Raw genomic sequence first — 18,898 nt, forward strand, 5'->3', positions numbered from 1 at the left:
CAAAATTGGATAAATAATCTAAAAGTTACAATAAGAGAGCTTTGATAACAAGACTAATCTTTGAACATCTCTTCCATCTTCTTATTCATATCATTCATAGTCTTAATATTCTTATTCATTTCCTTAAGCGCAGCATTTTTCTCTAGGAATGACTTCACTTTTTCCGACTCAGCACTCTTTTTACCTGAGTGTAAATCCTTTAACCCTTCCTGAATATTATTGGCAGCAGGAGTTCCATCAAATGCAGCACCTGAGCTAGCACCAAAAGTCGTACAATCTTTTATAGCGCCATCTTTATCTAGGGTTAAATTTAATTTTAAAATTCTTGTATAACCTTTCGCTCCGTAAGAATTTCCAATCTTATCTAGCTTAAAGCGAAGATCCATTAAAGCTGAAAACTCAGTATCTTTCTCATAATTTGCTGTTGAAATTGAGGTTAGTCTCAGCGATTGGTTCAGAATTTGTCCCTTTTTATAAAGGGTCTTTCCATTAGATTTTAATATATCCTCTAAAACGAACTCATCACCTTCACCCACCTTAAGTCCATTGAAGTTTTTCTTACAGTAGCCCGGTCTTGCCATATAGGCCTTAGCTTCTAAGTAAAAACTATGGGCCTGAGCGGAGGATTTAATTGCATTAGCTGATTTTCTTTGGTTTTCCATGATCTTCATTACCCCCAAAGAGAGTAATCCCATCATTCCAGCGGCCATCATAATTTGAACCATGGAAAAACCAGAATTATTTAATTTTTTCATAAATCAATTATATGAATCTCTAGGCAGTAGCGGAATCGGAAAAGAATTCCGTAACCGAGTAAATTAATCAGCATTTTAAGGAAATTTGAAGTTGGCCCTACTAAGGACAGAAGGGCCATAGGAACTTTATTTGATGCTACAATTTAACTTAATTGTCCCACCATAGTGATCATCCATATATGTCATGATTAAATATGAAGTAAACGATGAAGGTTCACTAGACTTAAGATTTTTAGCAGGAACAATTAAATCTAAATATCCAAAGCCATAATATGGGCTTCCAGCAATTTCATTAACCCACACTGGGAACTTCATATGACCAAAGTACTTTCTTGGTCTGTAATCAAGCTTATTAGAAAAATTCTCAAGCTCTTTTAGTCCTGCAGACCAAATATATTCTTCATTATTATCTTCGTAGATAGAATACTTAAAAGTAACTTTTGAGAACTTCACTTCTTTCTCAGATACAACTGAGAAATCTCCATTGATTTGAGCACTCACAAACATTCCATTATGCTCGTAGAAAGATTGCTCACAATTTAAAGTCGCCCCTAAAATTGATGAAGAAAATAGTATACCAATAATTAATCCAATTAAAGCTGACTTCATATGCTTCTCCAAACTTTTTAAATTCATCTAATTTTTTGGATATTGCCATAAACGATATGTATTTTAATGTAAGTTGAATTTTTTATATGGAAAAAGGATGGTTTTCTTTAAATAAGTACGTGATATCCCAAATGAAACTTTCTGCCCAAATGGGAATCACGTACATAGAGTAATTCTTACTTTTTCAATAGATCAATTAACTCGATAAACTCTTCACGATAATGGTGCTTGTCCTCACCTTTAGATCTATCTGCCATAGATCTAATTTCTTCATAACTCATATTCTTCGTCAGCTCATCATCTCTAAGCTTCAGTCCAAAACTTGCAACCGCAAGGGCAAAGGTAAAGTCATTATCAACAAACTCAGAACCACCCTTAAGAGATTTCTCAAACTTATCACTCATAAAAGCATTTGGTTTCTTGTATCTAACCTTTACGGTTAATAACTCATCAGAGTTAACTTCAGTCTTTGTTGAAGATGAATATTTCAATTTATCTATCTTAGGTAAATCAATCCCTCCACCCTTTGGAACAATCTCATAGATAGCAGTTACAGTGTGTCCAGCACCAATATCACCAGCATCTTTTGTATCATCATTAAAGTCTTCGTTTGCAAGCTGTCTATTTTCATACCCAATAAGACGATAGGCCTCTACTTTAGAAGGATTGAACTCAATTTGAATTTTCACATCTTTCGCAACTGTTACGAAATTCTTTTCTAAATCAACATTTAAGATCTTATTGGCTTCGCTCAATGAATCGATATAGGCATAATTTCCGTTCCCTTTATTAGAGATCTCTTCAAGCAATGAATCTGAATAATTACCCATTCCTAACCCGAGTACCGTTAGATATATATTCTTCTTTGCTTTCTCTTGTATGAGGTCTACTAATTCATAACGACTTGTTGTCCCGACATTAAAATCCCCATCTGTTGCTAAAATGACTCTATTCACTCCATTTTTTATAAATTCTTCCTCAGCTAACTTATAGGCTGCAACAATACCGGCTCCTCCATTAGTTGAGCCCCCAGATTGGAGTTGATTGAGCGCTTTATGGATTTTAACTTTATCTGAAACACTAGTCGGTTCTAAAACAACACCTGAAGAACCAGCATAGACTACAATTGATACCTTATCATCGCCCTTTAAGTTTCTAAGAAGAAGCTTAATTGACTCCTTAAGAAGAGGTAATTTATTTGGGCTACTCATTGAGCCAGATACATCTAAAAGAAACACTAGATTCTTTGAAGAGTTAATAGCTGTTTTTGGAGTATCGGCTTTAAGTGCGACCCTAACAACTTTTCTGTCTTTATTCCAAGGACTATTTGTTAAATCTAACTTTAAATCAATTGGATGTTCAGGATTTGAAAAAGTGTAATCATAAGAAAAGTAATTGATTAATTCCTCAACTCTAACCGCTCCTTTATTTGGCCTTACTCCGTTATTAATAAACCTTCTAACGTTTGCGTAGCTTGCTGTATCGACATCTATAGAGAATGTTGTAAGAGGGTTATCGCTTACTCGAGAATAGCTACTCGCTTCAATATGATCATATTTTTCACGAGAGAGAAGATTAGTTGAGTGAACTTGACTATCACTAAAATTATCAGCAAATCCCTCATACTTTCCAAAAAAATTATCATGAAAACGATCTTTCAAGTTTGAATTGCTAAAATTATACCAAATAGCGACAGTAGCAATGAAGAGTGTAAATACACTCGTTGTTAAGGAGAGACCTAGAGCTATCTTCTTAAAAATTTTCCATTTCTTTTTCTTTAAAAGCTCTTCTTTACTGGCCTTAGATAAGTTTAAAACTTGATCCCTTTGGTATTCACTTTTTATAGCTGCTGAAGTTGCTCTAATGGCCTCTACTTCAGCATTAATTTCTTCTTCAGAAATATCTTTGCTTAAAAGATCATTTCTATAATTACTTCCTTCTTCAATAGTCATTTCATCAAGGGCAAATTTTGTAAATAATGGATCATGATTCATTTAAAACCTCCTGTGAGTAAATAACTTGTTCTTTTAAAACAATAGCGCGAACTTTCTTTACACAGTCATGGATAATAAAACCAACATTTGAAACACTTAGGTTTGTAATAGAGCTAATCTCTTTGTAGCTTAAGTCATTTGCAAACTTTAAAGTCATAACTTCGACCTCAATAGGCTTTAACTTTCCAATCTCTTGCAAAATAATACTGCTATCAAATACAGACTCACTAATTGATGGGCAGCTTATCAACTCTTCAACTTCTCCATCAAAAACAAGCCTCGTATCCTTTCTAAGAATATCTATGGCCATATTTCTACAGACTCTATAGAGCCAGGCCTTTGGATAATTCTCATACTCTTTATTAGGGAAAACTTCTCTCCATAGTTTTAGAAAGCTTTCCTGAGTCACCTCTTCACTAGTCGCTCTTTTACGTAGAATTTTAAAGACATAACCAATGAGAGGAGCTTCATGTTTAAGAACAACTTCCGTAAACCACTTCATTTTTTTAGACATAATAAATCCCCAACAAATAGTTTCTAAGTTAGATACGTTTGAACTCACATTTTCTTAGAAAGAAATTTCTATAAACTAAAGATTTTTCTTTAATTACGGACACTTAGGAGTACAAAAGGATAATAAAAGTTATTTAACTATTCGATATATCTAGGGATAATTTGATAAAAGATTTCTTGAACTTAGGTGTAGGCAAAAAAAAAAGCTCTTCCGTAGAAGAGCTTTTTTATGGTGCCCAGAAGAGGACTTGAACCTCCACGCCAAAGGCACTAGATCCTAAGTCTAGCGTGTCTACCAATTTCACCATCTGGGCATATATTCGTGATCTGACGTTCTGTATTTTTAATAGTTCTAGATGGAAATGACAAGGAAAATCTTCTCTTTTTTGAAATTTCAACAGGATTTTAGATGATTATCTTAAGCGGCTTTCTTCTTGGTTACTGCTAATTTACGCTCAGACTCAGCTAATTTTGTTTTTAGCAGGTTAGCCTCTTGCTTGTACTTTAAGATTTCTTTCTTCTTTTCAGCAAGCTCACTCTTAGCATTCTGAGCTTCTGTTTTAAAGTTCTCGTTTAGCTTCTCGAGGTGCTTAATCTTGTGCTGTGACTTAGCATCAGCACCTGAGCGAGAACTACCTCTACCAGTGCTGCTCTTTCTCGCACTTTCTTCAACTTGGGCCATAAGAAATTTATTCTTTTGCTCCAATTGCTTTATCTTTAAGCCTAGGGCCTTGCTTTGATCAACACCTTTCTTGACTTCGAGGTTAAGCATTTCTATTTCTTTCTCTTTTTCAATTAACTCACTAGCATCATTTGATGTGCTTTGCTCAGGAACAATTGTATCCAACTCTCTTTGTAAGGATTGTAGCCTTTCAACTTCTTCAGAAAGTTCTTTATTTTCTTTTTGAAAAGAGTTGATGACTTGCTGGCTCTTCATCATCTTTGTTCTAAAGTGAGCAGTATCTTCATCAGATTTTGTAAGAGCATCTTTGCGCTCTTGCTCAAGCTTAGTATTTAGTATTTCGCTTCTCTCTCTAGCATCTTCTAGCTGTGCCTCTAAAGTTTTTACTTTTGCTTCAAAGGACTTAATTTCTGCATTATTTGGAATCTGTTTAACTATATCTTGAACAAGATCATCTTTATGTCTCTGGGCCTCGAGAGCCTCAGACATATTCTCTCTATTGGACTTTAATATCTCAATCTCTTTTTCTTTCTTACTAAGCTCATCTTTAACTTTAGCTAGCTCTACTTCTGCAACAGTGTCCCTTTCAGGGTCAGCATTTCTCTTTTGTATAATAAGCTCTTTTTTCATAGCGTCGATCAACTTCATCATTCGACTTATTTGAGCATCTTTCTTAGCTGCTGAGTCTCTTAGATGAGTCACCTCTTTATCAATAGAGCTCGTACTTTCTTCTTTAGTAACTTCAAGAGAGTTAATCAAGGTATCATCAAGTAACCCCTTAACTAGTGCATTAGATTCACTCCCTTCAATATTTAAATTCTCTTGAAATAGACTTGAGATCTCATCTTTTATATCCAGATCTTTAAGTTCATTATCAGACTTAACTCTTTCTCTAAGCTTAGCAATAAGTCCGTCTTTAGCCGCTCTCCACTTGGGTAAGTGTGCTTGTACATTATCGTAATTAACTTCTCTTCTAGAATTGCTTTCACTTTCAGAAGAATTTGAGTCTCCACTGATAACAAAAGTTTCCTCAGTTAAATCTTCCCTAGACCCCTTAATGAGCTGAGTCTTCTCTCCAATATCTTCACGACTACCAGAAACAATCGTTTTAGAATTGTCAGGTTTATCAACCCATCCAGACACTCGCGTTACGGCTTCACTATAGTCTTGAAGCCCAAGACTTACGATTTCGTTGGCCTCATCTATATCCAGATTTTCAATTTTATTAATTAGTTTTTCTAGAACTTCTTCATTACTAAGAGAGGTTTCCTTTTTAGAAACTGAATTTTCTATCTCTTCTATTTTTTGACTACTTTGCAGTACTTTAAGAATCTCTTCCTTATCATGCTGAGTAATACCTTTTATGATTTTTTTATTCGGATAATTCTCTAAGAACTCAGATAGATTGGAGATTGTAATATCATCAGAGGATTGCATTTTTACAAAGTCTACTATCCTCTTAATATTGCCTAATTCTAATGTTCTACTTGAAGAACTCTTTAGAGAAAAACTCTCATCGAGAGTATCTTTAAGTTCAAAGTTTTCTATATCTTCTTTCTTTGAAATTCCATTGAAGTTAAACTTCTCTATATCATGAATGTAGATTGCTTTATTCTCAGAACCTTTAGACCAAGCACATGTTAGAACCAACTTATCCGTACGTGAGAGTTTATAAATATCTAAAGAATTCACATTTTCTATAATTTGACCAATAGACTCTTTATCACTTAAGAAGTTATCTACTAGGTACTCAAGATAGAAATTTTCAACAGGAAAGTGAGCTTGAATAAAGAAGTCATCTCCACAGACCCCAAAGTCTATATCTAATGGAAAGGATCCTCTATCTGAAAGAATAATTTGAGAACTCAATTCAAAGAGATGAAATAGAGTTTTCTTAACCTTAAAGAAATCAAACTCTCTCTTAGCCGCCTTAATTGCAATTGAATCGCTATAGAAACCTGAATTTAGATGATCAGATACTTTAAAGCTACCAATCCCCTCAAGGCCATTACTCATTGACTCAGAGGTTCTTAGTGTTGAATCTTCTCCCAAAAGTCTTTTAAAAAATGTTCTATCAACTTCACTCTCTCCAAGTTCTGAAGGAACAATGGAAACCACTCCCTCTTTAAAGAGAGATGCATGCTCTTTGGACTCACCTATATAAATTATTTGAGCTTCCACTAGGTCAGTAAAACTCTCTCCTGGACCCACGAGTGTAAACTTATATTCTCTGCCTTCTTTTCTCTCTGTATCAAGAGAAAAACCAAGCTCCTGAAGAACCTCAACATAAGACTCGTTAAGAGAGTCTCCTAGTAGATTAAGAATGTACTTTTCTTGCACATCACTCACTAGGCGGCCTCTTCTTTTGTAGAATTATCATTGAATTTTTGAAAGAGATATTCTCGAAATGAAGCCATCACTTCATTTTCATTCTCTTGAGCAGTAAGTAAGTTCCAAAGAAACTTATCTCCATCCCCACGAGTGTATTCATACTCACCTCTAGAGAGAGTAGACTCAAGGAATATAGAGATCTTTTCAAGCTCACTCAGCTCATTGATATTTAATTGATAGCTTCTCCCTTCGCCCGAAAAAGACTCATGGTGAAACTTTATTAATTTTGAGAGTTGCTTATTTGTTAGATTGTAATAGCCAGATTTTTGGAAATCCTCAAATGAGTTTTCGCTGTGATCAATTTCTATATGCTCTTCTGATTTATATTCTCTTTTAGAAAATGAGAAATCATTAAAGAAGCTAATATTGTAAATATCTTTTAAGAGGCTAAAGTGAGTATAGCCGCACATATATGAAGTTAAGGCCATTAGACTTGCATAGAGTGAAGCCCTACGGTGTAGCGAGAATGCTTTCTCATCCATATCTTCTGAAAAAGATGGAGCGATTTCATAGAATGCACTATTAAATAGAATGACTAAATTTAATAGCGAGGCAGATGACTCTCCCCTCCAGAATATAGGTAGAATTAGCTCTTTTAACTCTTCCCTTAAATTTAAGCGAGCCAATTCACTTTCTTCTACTTTAAGTTGATTTAGAATTTCAAGTCCACGCTCAATGAATTCGCTTTCAGTATATTCATTAATGAATAAGTGATCTGTTACTTTTTGAAAGCGCTTAAGCTTGGAGAATTCTACAATATCTCCACTATGTAATAACTTGATGAGCTTCCCATCTCCTTTTTTCCAATACAAATCCCCAGAAGAAGTTTTCATCTTCTCTAAGTTTTCAAAAGTAATAGGCTTCAGTTCACCGTCGTTTTGTGAACCTTGATCATCTAACATGCATTTCTCCACAAAACTTATCGGAATATGGCCTTAAATTCTTAGTATTTAGAGATAAAAAAAAGCCTCCCAGAAAGGGAGGCTAAGTTACTGAAATTTAATAATTTATGATAAAGATCACTTTCCTTTAAGCTTTGGATCTAGAGCATCTCTAAGAGCATCCCCTAAGATATTCAAAGAAAGAACAACAATCATCATTGCTAGAGTTGCGGCCCCTAATTGCCACCAAACACCTCTGGCAAGCTCAAGTTTAGCGTCATCAATCATTGTTCCCCAACTTGGTCTTCCCTGAACACCAAGACCTAAATAAGAAAGAATAACTTCAGTCTTAATTGCTGTTTGAAACATTAAAGAGAAGTTAATAATTACTAAGTGAGATACATTTGGAAAAATATGCTTAATTAATTTTCTTGAATGACCTCCACCTAGTGCAGATGCCGCTTGAACATAGTCTCTATTCTTATGTCTCATAACTTCGCCACGAATTAGACGACAAAGGTTTACCCAAGAAGTTAACCCAAGAGCAACGTACATTGAAATTAAACCTCTTCCAAGAACAAAAGAAAGTGCAACTAGAAGCATGATTGTAGGAATTGATTGAAAACAAGTGTAGAACCACACGATTAATTCATCAACCTTTCCACCGAAGTATCCAGCAATACTTCCTAATACAACACCAATACATACAGAGATAAGGGCCGCGACAAGTCCTACTGACATTGCAACTTCCGTCCCTTTAATCATTTTAGTAAAAACACTTCTACCAAAAATATCTGTTCCGAAAATAAAGTCTGTACTCGGAGAAGCATACGAAGGTCCGACTTCAACTGCCCAGTCTGAAGCTATGATACCAGTAGCAGACAGGACTGATACTAATGCGTAAATCCCAACAATAAAGAGAGACGTTACGGCCATTTTGTCTTTGAAGATATTTTCTAAAGCATGATCCCAAAGAGACTTTGATTTATTCATTTTCTTTTCTGTTAATTCTACACCCTCAACGGATTGTATATTTGATTGAGACACTGGTCTTCTCCTACTTTAAACGTACTCTTGGATCTACAACGGTATATAAAACATCTGTGATAACACTAAAGATGATATAGGCCATTGCTGTTAAAATCGTCATGGCCTTAATCACTGGAAAATCAGAGTTATAAACACCATTTAATGTAATCCCACCTAGACCTGGAATACTAAAGAAACTCTCTAGTAGTAGAGCACCTAGAATCAGGAAAGGAATTTGGATAACAACAAAAGTAATAATTGGAATCATTGCATTTTTAAGAACGTGCTTAAAGAGAATAACTTTCTCTGACAACCCTTTGGCCTTAGCTGTTCTCACATAGTCTTGGTAAATTTCATCTAACATTACTGTTCTATAGAACCTTACGTCTGGACCGATTGAGAGAATAATCCAAATGATAACTGGAAGTACAATATAAGGGATAAAGTCTGGGAAACCTGATTCGTAACCCGAAATCTCAAACCAACCTAACTTATAAGCAAAGAACCATTGTCCAAATAAGATATAAGCTAGAGAAGTAATACTCATAAGTAGAACACAGAAAAATACTGCACACTTATCAATCCACTGACCTCTAAAGAAAGAGACGATAAGAGAAATTGAAATCGAAATAATTGTCGATAAAATAAATGCTGGCAGAGTTAAAGTAAGAGATGGTATCGCACCATTCTTAATCATCTGAAGAATCTCTTGCTTAGTTGTCCAAGACCTTCCGAAATCAAAAGTAAACGCAGACTTTACAATATCAAGGTACTGGGCCCATAAAGGCTTATTAAGTCCAAGTTCATTTCTAAGTTCTTCAATCTGAGAAACTGTTGCGTGTTTTCCTAGCATAATTAATGCAGGATCCGGTGCTACAACATTAAAAATAACGAATATAATTAATGCCACACCTAAGATCGTAGGAATGATGTAAAATAATCTTCTAAGGATGTACTGCCACAAATTCAAAATTAACCACCTGATTAATGTAAAAAGCCCTCTACAAGAGAGGGCCATAGTATTTTAGATAATCTTAAAGCTTTTTAGTCACTTTAGCTTTTAGCTCTGTATCAATATTTAAATATTGAGCCTGACCTGTTTCGAAGTCAGTAGACATGTAATTCTTTAAGAAAGAATGTCTAAGAGTAAAGTTTTGTCTGTGTACTCCATAAATCCATGGAGCTTGCTCAGCTGCAATTCTATTCATTTTCTCATAAAGAGCTGTTCTCTCTGGAGAATCTTGCATTACAGAAGCAGTCTTAAATAGCTTGTTAAACTCTGGGTTATCATATCCAGAACCATTTGCTCCTGGAGCTTTATTTGGTCCGTATAATAACTGTAGGAAGTTCTCAGCATCTGGGTAATCTGCTCCCCAAGCAATACCGTAAAGCATAACTTGTCTCTTAGTGATCTTCTTCTGAAGCTCTGGCCAAGGATTTGTTACAACTTTAATTCTTACTCCAATTTGAGCCATTTGTTGTTTCATGTAGTCACCAATCTGACGAGAAACTGTTCCAGATGGACAATCGTAAGTAATTTCAGGAAGCCCTTTTCCTTCTGGGTAACCTGCTTTCGCTAATAATTTCTTAGCTTCTTCGATATTTGGTCCTCTATATGGAGAAACATAATTTGGAATATTACCTGCAATCCCTGGAGGAACTACAGATTGAGCTGGAAGAGAAGTGTTATTGTAGAATAACTCATTTGACTTCTTAACGTCATACGCTAAAGACATCGCTCTTCTAAGGTCTGGGTTTTGAAATAATTTTAGGTCGTGATTAAACGCCGTGTAAGTTACATCTAAAGAAGGAGTGATCATTAAAGAGATACCCTTATCTTTATATTCTTTAGAAAGCTCTCTCTCTGGTGTTACAGCAGAGTCAAAGTTATCTTTTGGAATACCGATATAATCAACGTTTCCTTTTAGGAAGTTTAACCATCTTGGTTGAGACTCGATGATAACGCTAACAACAACTTTATCTACGAGTGGTAATTGCTTACCAGCGTCTTCTAAGAAACCTGCTGCTTTAAATTCGTCACTCGCCTCAGTTGGGTAAAGCTTCTTTCTAAAGTTAGGGTTCTTTGTATATACAACTTTCTTAGTTTGCTTAAATACTGGAAGAACAAATGGTCCTGTTCCTACAGGGTGATTTAAGAATTCTTTTCCATACTTTTCAACAACTTCTCTAGCTGTTGCAAAAGTAAATGGCATTGCTAGTGAGTAAAGGAACTGTGGAAATGGCTTCGTCAGTTTAAACTCTAGAGTGTATTTACCAGTAGCTTTTAAACCTTCAACAACTTCGTCGTAATCAACTTTGTCGAGGTCAGCATACTTCTCTCTCCACTCATTTAAACCTTTAATCTTTCCGTCAAGTAACCACCAACCAAGGCCCTGAAGCTTAGGGTCAGCAAGTCTCTTAATAGAGTAAACAAAGTCTTCAGCTACTAACTCTCTTCCCTTACCGTTAGGAAAAGCTTCACTGTCATGGAAGAGAACTCCCTGGCGAATTTTAAAAGTATAAGTAAGCCCATCTTCAGATACAGATGGCATAGACTCAGCTAAATTTGGAACTAGTGTGTATGGTCTCTTTAAGTAGTGATACTCGAGTAAACCTTCGTACACGCGCCCAACTTCATTACTTGAATAACGATCGTTTGCGTAGATTGGGTCCATACCTTTAATTTCAGCCGAAACTGCAATATTAAGAGTCTTTCCCGTTTCCTTTTCTTTCTTAGTACAACTTGCGAATCCAACTAGGACTGCTGCAGTTGCCAAAAGCGTTGTAAACTTCTTCATAGTAAACTTCCTCTGTTTAGTTTTATTCCAAAACCTAGCAATTTAACTTAAAATCTATACAAAATTATTTAGAGAATATCTAGAAATTAAAGGAAAAGACTTATTAGCTTCGCGTTATTCGCATTGATTAAAAAATAATTCTACTCTAAATGAGTTAGAGGAGGACTTGTTTTCAATAGGATAGATAGAGAGCCTCTTGGCCCCTTCCTCAGAGAGGTTTGAAAAATCGAATCGAAGTATCTCTGAAGAATTCCCGTCCGAGGAGTAATCAAAGAAGAGATGCCCCTCGCTAGTCTTCCAAGAAAGCACCGAGTCACCAACCTTACAATACTCGCTTTGGCAGAGGTTCTTACCTTCTTTATTCAATTTTTCACTCAAGAAGATCAGCTGACTAAAGCCATGAGCAAAACCTTTGAGATAAGAGATATTTTCCTTTGAGTTATTTTGATTGCGAATAGTTGTATAGATTCTTCTGGCAAAGTTTCCTTTGAATCTCGCAACAGAGTTTTCAATTTCTCCCCAATAAAGACTTAAAAGCTCTGAACCATGTAAGGGAATATCGACACCCATCTTCCAAATCTTTCTTGAAGCATCGTTGGCCGATTCATAGGAGAAGAGAGTTGTGCTCTTTAATAGCTTAATTCTCCCTCTGCCCTGTGAGCTTAGACAAAGGTTCCCCAGCTGATTTGTCATCAACTCAAAATCATTCTTACTATTTAAACTGGTGTGGGTACACGAAAGAAGTGCTACTGAGACGCAGGCAAGCGAAGCTTTTCTAAGCCACTTAGCTCTTTGAGTACATCTCTTCTTTCTGATTCGACTTTGCAATTTTTAAGCGCCTCCACATAGAATTCCTTAGCTTTCGTAAACTTCTTTAATTTTGCATACGTCATTGCTAAGTGCTTAGTAATGACAACATCTGTGTTTACTAATGTCCACGCTTTTTTGATTTCGACTAATGCTTTTTCGTATTCTCCAATCTTGTAATAGTACCATCCAAGGCTATCTCTGATATAGCCATCATCAGGTCTTAACTCTACAGCTTTTGAAATCAAGTAGAATGCTCTCTCTAAGTCCTCTCCTCTTTCTAGTAGAGAATAACCCAGAAAATTTAGAGCATGAGGATTTTCAGGGTTTTTAACCAGTATGCCCTCAATGACTTCTTTTGCTCTATCGAAGCGATTGATCTTCTCCAGTAAAGCTGCAAAGTAGTACTCATGACCTTCATTGAAAGTCTTTTCATTCTTTATTTTTTCCATTTCATCCACAGCACTTTGTAGCGCTCCTTCATTCTCATAGAAACCAGCAAGTAACACTCTCAGCTCCACTCTTAAATTAGTGTGCTTGTCCGCTCTCTCGTTAACAAAACTAACGAGCTTATCTTTTGCTTCCTTTTGCTCAATCGCACTTGCCTGCAGTAACTGAGCAATTTGGATATTGCTTTCGTGAAATAGAGAACTCTCTTCAGGAACTCTAGAATAGTATCCAATAGCAGAGTCTAACTCTCCCGTTTGTTGGTAGAGTGTTCCAAGGTAATAAAGAACTTTGTCAGACTTTGGTACTGCCACTAGGATTTCTTTGAAAATTCCCTTGGCGTCTTCATATCGCTTTGAGTCCGCATAGAGAATTCCAAGCCTAACTTTTAAGTTTAAGTCACTAGAGTCAATATTAGATAATCTCTCTGCATATGGAATGACTTTGTCATACTTCCCTAGTGCAAAATAGATCTGAATAACATTCTTTAAGATTGCATATGCATGAGGAGATTTCTTAAGAAACTTCTCATAAACCTCTAGCGCATTTGCAAACTTCTTCTCTTCTTCATAAATAGCACCTAGACCAATAGCGGCCTGCTGGTACGTTGGATCGACTCGCAGTGATTTTTTAAAATTCTTCTGCGCCGATTTAATATTCCCACGAGCAATTTCAATCTTCCCTCTATAAAAAGAGTAAATTGCTTTTCCCTTGGAAGATCTTTCACATTTATTTAGAAGCGAAAACGCCTTTTTAAATTTTGATTCTAACGAATAAGACTTCGCTAGGAAGACACAAGCCTCCTCAGAAGAAGGAAAGTTTTTTAAGATTGAGAGATAAACCAATTGGGCCTCCCTCTTTTCTTTTAACGCCGTATGAACACCGGCCAAAATCAGTCCAACCTTTTCAGAGTTTTCGCTCTTATATAGCGAGGCCAGAATCTCTTTGGCCTCACTCAATTTATTTAATCGAATTAACTCAACTGCATATCTCTTTTGAACATAATTATCTTCTTTCTTAACCTTCAAGACATATTCAAAAAATAGTGCAGCCTCTTCACTATCTCCACGAAGAGAGGCATCTGAGCCTTTCATATAGAGCTCATCAGCAAAGAAAGCGAGCTTGGTAGTATCACTAGGATCAATTGAGGCATACTCCCTCTCCAACCTCTCCTGTATAGAGAGTTTATCCAATCCCTTTTGCTTTATAGATACTGCCTTTAGAGGATCGATCGTTTTGACCTTTGTTTTCACAATACTCGAACATGAGCAAAGGCCCGCAATTAAAATTGAATAGGAAAGTTTTTTAAGCATGATATTCCTTTAAGTCGTGGGGCCCTAAAAATGGAAAGACCCTTCCTACTTGTCGTAAATGCTGAGAAAATATTTAAAACTTTGTCCCATTTTGCTTATCAGGTATATTTTACCGAAGCTTGCGCCACGCACCATTTATTATACCATTTCAAACCTCAAGATATCTTGACTTTACTCCCCTCTAAACGACTGATTATTCGATTTTCATAGTAAAAATAATGCAGTGTAAGAATTTTGTCATGATTTTCAGTTGACACCCTTTTGAGGTTCTTGCTAATTCATTGAGTCGTTAATCGAAGCAAGGCATTAAACAAAATGCAAACAGAGCAGCAATATAGACTAAAGTGCTGATATTGCGTACTTCTTTGCTTTTCTTAACTTAACGACGCTAAGCACTGAAAAATATACAAAAAGGCTTTCTTTTCGATATTTTGATGCTAGAAGCAAAAAATAAATTTATTTTTTAATGAGACTAATATCTCATATTCAAATAGGGGAAATAAAAGATGAACGACGTAAGAATTATCAAGAGATACCAAAACCGTAAGCTTTATGACACACACCAAAGCTGTTACGTGACTCTAGAGGAAATCGCTCAGATCATCAGAGAAGGTCACGAGATTCAAGTAATTGATAATAAAACAAAAAATGACATCACTTACATGACTCAAATTCAACTTCTTTTTGATCAAGAAAAGAAATCTACAAGAGCTGGAGACGTTGAGCTTCTTAAGAGAGTAATTAGATCAGAAGAAGGTACTTTCACAGGGCACATCAGAGCTCTAGAAGGAACTTCAACTACTGAAACAACTGTTGAGCCATCTTTAAGTGAAAACTTAAACAACTTCGTACAAAACACAGAAGTTAACTCAACTGTTGAAACACCAAATACTTTAAACTAATATAAGGGGGAGTTTAATATCCCCCTAAGTTTAGAGAAAGAAATGAAAAAATATCTATTTAGTTTTTCAAAATACGTTCTTCCTGCTGCTTTTTTAGTAGCAGGTCTAACGGCCAACGCAAAACCATCAATCAAGAAATTAACATCAGATGAAAAGTCCAAGAACGTAGACTCAGAGATTCCTACGTCTAGAAATATGAGTACACTGAATAAGCACAGTGTAGGAATAGGAATTGGTCAAACTTTTCTAATGAGTGAATTTGCGGATAAGGGAGAGGACAAGATTACTTGGGACCTTTTCTATAATTATTCAGCAAGCCACTCTTTTGATTTTATTGCTAACTTTCACACATCAAAGCATAAGCATTTAAATCAATATACTCAGTTAACAGGACTGGCCCTAGGGATTAAGGCCAAGGTGTTTCACTTCGATAACTTTGCACCATTTGTTACTGGTGGTTTTGGATTCTATCAACCAAAGATGAGAAGAATGATTAACAACGAGTTAGTTACTTCTAAGACAAAACTTACTTTTGGATATCATGCAGGAGCTGGAGCGGACTTAAGACTTAATGATAAGTTTACAGTTGGTGTTCTTGGAGCTCTTCACAACCCATTTGATGTAAAGCAAGAACTTCAACCAGAAGTTGAAGGCTCATACGTCAAATTAATGATGACTGTTTTCTACACCTTCTAATCATGTCACACCGTCTTTATATAGTTACAGGAAAAGGCGGTGTTGGAAAAACGTCCCTCGCCATTGCCCTAGCAAAGAAATTAAAAGCGCAAGGAAAGAAAGTTCTCTACAATAGTTTTGACCAAGAAGATCAGACAAAGATTTGCTCTGAACTCGAGACACCATCTCTACATTTAGAATTAGAAAAATCAGCTGAAATTTATATGGGCAAGAAGCTAGGTTCAGAAATGGTAGCCTCATGGATAATGAAGACACCATTTTTTAAATCATTATTCAATATGATTCCTGGTCTCGGTCACATGATTCTACTTGGGCATATTATAGATTTACTTGAAGATGACCCAGAGCTCGTTATAGTCTTAGACTCACCTTCTAGCGGTCATGCTATGACTATGTTTGAATCATCCCACAACTTCAAAGAAATTTTTGGCTCGGGTCTTCTCGTTGAAGATATCAATAGAATGCATCGTTTTATCTATGCACAAAATGTACTAAAGAATTACATCGTTTCACTACCTACAAAGATGGCCCTTAATGAGGCAAAGGAAGTGAGAGAACATTTACAAAACTTAAATTTTACAAGTACAGAAATTATCATCAATGATTGTCTCTCCCCAGTTCTCGCAGCTAAAGAGGACTTACCTGAGTTTTTAAAAATTAAAAATGATCTAGAGAATGAAGTCATTTCTGAATATCAAGATATTACATCACATAAGATTGCTCATTCGCTAGGTGAAGACTTTCAAAGTGTTATAGATGATCTATCAGCAGAAAAGATAGGAGTGCTAATATGAGTATTCCAAATAAGAAAGTTGAAATCTTCTGTGGTACAGGTGGAGTTGGAAAAACGACTCTTGCAACATCCAGAGCAGTGAACCTTGCACAAAATGGTAAGAAAGTTCTTCTTATTACAATTGACCCAGCCAAAAGACTTAAGCAACTTCTTGGACTTGAAGATAACGACACAGGAGAGATCACACCTGTTTCGACTAAGAACTTCTATCCTGAAGAGGAAGTATCAAAAGAGCTCTTTGCCCTTCTTCTCTCCCCTTCAAAGACATTGGAAAGAATTGCAAAAGCAAAGGGTTTAACAAATGACCTGAATAATAGGATTCTAAAAGTCCTTACCAAGCCCTATGGTGGCATGAATGAAATCATGGCCGTCATTGAAGTTCAATTTCATTTAGAACATGGTGACTATGACACTATCATTCTCGACACTCCTCCAGGTAAGCACTTCATTGACTTTCTACAGGCAACAAGAAAGATAGAGCAATTCTTCGATAAGAGCTTTGTTGAAATTTTCAAATACCTAGGTAAAAAGGTTGGAACAAAGAGTTCTCCAAAGAAAATTTTTACGAAACTAGTTTCAACTGGAATAAAGAAACTTCTTACCTACTTAGAGAAAGTTACTGGCTCTGATTTTGTTGATCTATTTGTAGATGCTATTAGCTTTCTTTATCAAACAAAAGATCACTTCACATCGGCCATCGAGTTCCAAAAAGAGTTAGGACACAAAGAGTTCTCTAATTGGTTCCTCGTGACATCCGCAGAGCATCATAAAGTTGGTGAAGCCCTTCATATTATGCAAGGGGCGGGTAAGTTCATGCACGATGATAATTTCCTATGTGTCAATAAATGCCACAAGCCCTTCTTAGACAATTGGCATCCTGTTGACACAGAACTTAAATTACTGAAATCCACTATGCTCACGAAGGAAAATGAGTTAAAAACATTTGCAGGAAAGAATTTTCAAAGAGTACTCGAGTTTTCAGAGATTCTATCAGCAAAGCCTTGTGATCACGTCACAAGTCTAGCGCGAGGTTGGAATCTACTTCAGTCCTAGGAGCAAGTAATGTCATTTAAAGTAAATACTAAAGACGAATTTGAAAAATTTGTATCAGAACATTGGAACGATATAAATACATATTTTGATACTAAGTTTGAAAAGAGAACGACACCAATTTACTCAAGCGTAGACATCAGAGAGAGTAAAGATAAAATCGCTCCCGTTGACCACAACATGTATCCAGCAGGTTTTAATAATCTCTGCCAACTTGATTTAAGTTATGCGACAGAGGTTTTCGAAGAATCTTTAAAAAGCATTAATAGCGAAATTCAGCATATTGGAATTATTCCAGAGTCACACACAAAGAATTTATTTTACCTTGATCATTTAGCAATGCTTGGAAAGGCCATTAGAGACGCGGGCTTTGAAGTCACCTTCTTAAGCTTTGATAATAATCTCTTTCAAGATGAAAATACACTTAACCTTATCTCTCATTCTCAATTTGATTTACAAATATCTAAAGCAGAGCTTAAAGATGGAGAGATATATGCAGCAGATCAAAAAATGGATCTCGTTGTTTTAAATAACGACCAATCTGACCCTATTGAACTCGATTGGAAGGCCGTTAAGACTCCTATCAATCCAACTCCACTAATTGGGTGGTTTGCTAGACAGAAGAATAAACACTTCACTTATTATAAGAATTGCGTTGAAGAGTTTTCAAAAAACTTCGACATCAATCCAGATATACTACAAGCGAAATTTAGAACAGTAGAAAATGTCGATTTCTCCTCAAAGGAAGGACTCGATAAACTAGGTAGCGCTGTTGATGATCTAAAAGCAGAACTTCCAGAAGATAAGAAGATTTTTGTAAAGGCATCACAGGGTACATACGGAATGGGAATTTCAGTAGTCTCTTCAGGAGAAGAGATTATTTCAATGAATAGAAAGGCCCGTAACAAAATGGACATAGGAAAGAATAAAATTAAATTCACTTCACTACTTGTTCAAGAAGGTGTTGATACAATTATCCAGTATGATGACATGCCTGCCGAGATTGCAATCTACCTCGTTTCAGGAAAAAGTGTTGGCGGATTTATGAGAGCAAATAGTGAAAAGAAAGCTGATGGAAATTTAAATAGTAGAGGAATGGTTTTTAGAAAATTTTGCATTAGTGAAATTAGACAAAACCAAGACCACAAGGCCAAAGAGGCCGTGTATACAGTTATTGCAAGGCTCGCAACTCTTGCAAGTACAGAAGAGATTAAAGAAGTTTTAAATTAAGGAGAGAG

At 35.9% G+C, this 18,898-nt stretch carries 16 protein-coding genes and 1 tRNA gene; 5 read left to right on the top strand and 12 right to left on the bottom strand.

From position 1 onward, the window contains the following. Positions 1 to 53 precede the first annotated feature (53 nt). The 12 genes from BMS_RS14265 to BMS_RS14320 form a co-directional block, all read right to left on the bottom strand. Positions 54 to 755 (bottom strand): hypothetical protein, encoded by a 702-nt coding sequence (locus BMS_RS14265; RefSeq protein ID WP_014245528.1) that lies wholly within the window; start codon positions 753 to 755, stop codon positions 54 to 56. Positions 756 to 881: 126 nt separating this feature from the next. Beyond that, positions 882 to 1,364 (bottom strand): hypothetical protein, encoded by a 483-nt coding sequence (locus tag BMS_RS14270; RefSeq protein ID WP_014245529.1) that lies wholly within the window; start codon positions 1,362 to 1,364, stop codon positions 882 to 884. A gap of 176 nt (positions 1,365 to 1,540) precedes the next feature. After that, positions 1,541 to 3,358, bottom strand: coding sequence for a vWA domain-containing protein (locus BMS_RS14275; protein WP_014245530.1), 1,818 nt, complete (start codon positions 3,356 to 3,358; stop codon positions 1,541 to 1,543). Then, complete coding sequence (locus BMS_RS14280) at positions 3,348 to 3,872, bottom strand: RNA polymerase sigma factor (RefSeq protein ID WP_044557655.1); 525 nt, start codon at positions 3,870 to 3,872, stop codon at positions 3,348 to 3,350. Before BMS_RS14280 ends, BMS_RS14275 begins: the two co-directional genes overlap by 11 nt. 229 nt (positions 3,873 to 4,101) lie before the next feature. Further along, positions 4,102 to 4,185, bottom strand: a tRNA-Leu gene (locus BMS_RS14285). Between the two features lie 104 nt (positions 4,186 to 4,289). Continuing rightward, positions 4,290 to 6,902 (bottom strand): coiled-coil domain-containing protein, encoded by a 2,613-nt coding sequence (locus tag BMS_RS14290; protein ID WP_014245532.1) that lies wholly within the window; start codon positions 6,900 to 6,902, stop codon positions 4,290 to 4,292. Next, on the bottom strand, positions 6,902 to 7,846 hold the full coding sequence (locus BMS_RS14295) for a hypothetical protein (RefSeq protein WP_044557656.1): 945 nt from the start codon (positions 7,844 to 7,846) through the stop codon (positions 6,902 to 6,904). The genes BMS_RS14290 and BMS_RS14295 overlap by 1 nt, the downstream gene beginning before the upstream one ends. 117 nt (positions 7,847 to 7,963) lie before the next feature. Continuing rightward, entirely contained in the window at positions 7,964 to 8,872 is a 909-nt protein-coding gene (locus BMS_RS14300; RefSeq protein WP_014245534.1) for an ABC transporter permease, read from the bottom strand. Positions 8,873 to 8,882: 10 nt separating this feature from the next. Beyond that, complete coding sequence (locus BMS_RS14305) at positions 8,883 to 9,824, bottom strand: ABC transporter permease (RefSeq protein ID WP_044557657.1); 942 nt, start codon at positions 9,822 to 9,824, stop codon at positions 8,883 to 8,885. 64 nt (positions 9,825 to 9,888) lie between these two features. After that, positions 9,889 to 11,652 carry an ABC transporter substrate-binding protein gene (locus BMS_RS14310; RefSeq protein ID WP_014245536.1) on the bottom strand — a complete coding sequence of 588 codons (1,764 nt, stop codon included), beginning with the start codon at positions 11,650 to 11,652 and terminating at the stop codon, positions 9,889 to 9,891. A gap of 114 nt (positions 11,653 to 11,766) precedes the next feature. Next, the gene (locus BMS_RS14315; RefSeq protein WP_157868297.1) at positions 11,767 to 12,480 is read right to left on the bottom strand and encodes a hypothetical protein; all 714 of its coding nucleotides are present in this window, start codon (positions 12,478 to 12,480) and stop codon (positions 11,767 to 11,769) included. Continuing rightward, complete coding sequence (locus BMS_RS14320; RefSeq protein WP_014245538.1) at positions 12,399 to 14,219, bottom strand: tetratricopeptide repeat protein; 1,821 nt, start codon at positions 14,217 to 14,219, stop codon at positions 12,399 to 12,401. The genes BMS_RS14315 and BMS_RS14320 overlap by 82 nt, the downstream gene beginning before the upstream one ends. A gap of 506 nt (positions 14,220 to 14,725) precedes the next feature. Here BMS_RS14320 and BMS_RS14325 point away from each other — a divergent pair. The 5 genes from BMS_RS14325 to BMS_RS14345 are packed head-to-tail and all read left to right on the top strand — an operon-like array spanning position 14,726 to position 18,890. After that, entirely contained in the window at positions 14,726 to 15,121 is a 396-nt protein-coding gene (locus tag BMS_RS14325; protein ID WP_014245539.1) for a polyhydroxyalkanoate synthesis regulator DNA-binding domain-containing protein, read from the top strand. A 42-nt stretch (positions 15,122 to 15,163) separates the two neighbouring features. Then, a complete protein-coding gene (locus tag BMS_RS14330) occupies positions 15,164 to 15,817 on the top strand; it encodes an outer membrane protein (protein WP_014245540.1) in 654 nt (217 codons plus the stop codon). A 2-nt stretch (positions 15,818 to 15,819) separates the two neighbouring features. Continuing rightward, positions 15,820 to 16,611, top strand: a complete 792-nt coding sequence (locus BMS_RS14335; protein ID WP_014245541.1) for an ArsA family ATPase — start codon at positions 15,820 to 15,822, stop codon at positions 16,609 to 16,611. Then, positions 16,608 to 17,663 carry an ArsA family ATPase gene (locus BMS_RS17185; protein ID WP_014245542.1) on the top strand — a complete coding sequence of 352 codons (1,056 nt, stop codon included), beginning with the start codon at positions 16,608 to 16,610 and terminating at the stop codon, positions 17,661 to 17,663. Before BMS_RS14335 ends, BMS_RS17185 begins: the two co-directional genes overlap by 4 nt. Before the next feature lie 9 nt (positions 17,664 to 17,672). After that, positions 17,673 to 18,890 carry a glutamate--cysteine ligase gene (locus tag BMS_RS14345; RefSeq protein ID WP_014245543.1) on the top strand — a complete coding sequence of 406 codons (1,218 nt, stop codon included), beginning with the start codon at positions 17,673 to 17,675 and terminating at the stop codon, positions 18,888 to 18,890. Positions 18,891 to 18,898: the final 8 nt, after the last annotated feature.

The organism is Halobacteriovorax marinus SJ (assembly GCF_000210915.2).
Taxonomy (GTDB): Bacteria; Bdellovibrionota; Bacteriovoracia; order Bacteriovoracales; family Bacteriovoracaceae; genus Halobacteriovorax; species Halobacteriovorax marinus.

Excerpts from the sequence above, each read along its gene's own strand:
- BMS_RS14265 (WP_014245528.1), bottom strand. The coding sequence starts at position 755 with ATGAAAAAATTAAATAATTCTGGTTTTTCCATGGTTCAAATTATGATG.
- BMS_RS14270 (WP_014245529.1), bottom strand. The coding sequence starts at position 1,364 with ATGAAGTCAGCTTTAATTGGATTAATTATTGGTATACTATTTTCTTCA.
- BMS_RS14275 (WP_014245530.1), bottom strand. The coding sequence starts at position 3,358 with ATGAATCATGATCCATTATTTACAAAATTTGCCCTTGATGAAATGACT.
- BMS_RS14280 (WP_044557655.1), bottom strand. The coding sequence starts at position 3,872 with ATGTCTAAAAAAATGAAGTGGTTTACGGAAGTTGTTCTTAAACATGAA.
- BMS_RS14295 (WP_044557656.1), bottom strand. The coding sequence starts at position 7,846 with ATGTTAGATGATCAAGGTTCACAAAACGACGGTGAACTGAAGCCTATT.
- BMS_RS14310 (WP_014245536.1), bottom strand. The coding sequence starts at position 11,652 with ATGAAGAAGTTTACAACGCTTTTGGCAACTGCAGCAGTCCTAGTTGGA.
- BMS_RS14320 (WP_014245538.1), bottom strand. The coding sequence starts at position 14,219 with ATGCTTAAAAAACTTTCCTATTCAATTTTAATTGCGGGCCTTTGCTCA.
- BMS_RS14325 (WP_014245539.1), top strand. The coding sequence starts at position 14,726 with ATGAACGACGTAAGAATTATCAAGAGATACCAAAACCGTAAGCTTTAT.
- BMS_RS14330 (WP_014245540.1), top strand. The coding sequence starts at position 15,164 with ATGAAAAAATATCTATTTAGTTTTTCAAAATACGTTCTTCCTGCTGCT.
- BMS_RS14335 (WP_014245541.1), top strand. The coding sequence starts at position 15,820 with ATGTCACACCGTCTTTATATAGTTACAGGAAAAGGCGGTGTTGGAAAA.
- BMS_RS17185 (WP_014245542.1), top strand. The coding sequence starts at position 16,608 with ATGAGTATTCCAAATAAGAAAGTTGAAATCTTCTGTGGTACAGGTGGA.
- BMS_RS14345 (WP_014245543.1), top strand. The coding sequence starts at position 17,673 with ATGTCATTTAAAGTAAATACTAAAGACGAATTTGAAAAATTTGTATCA.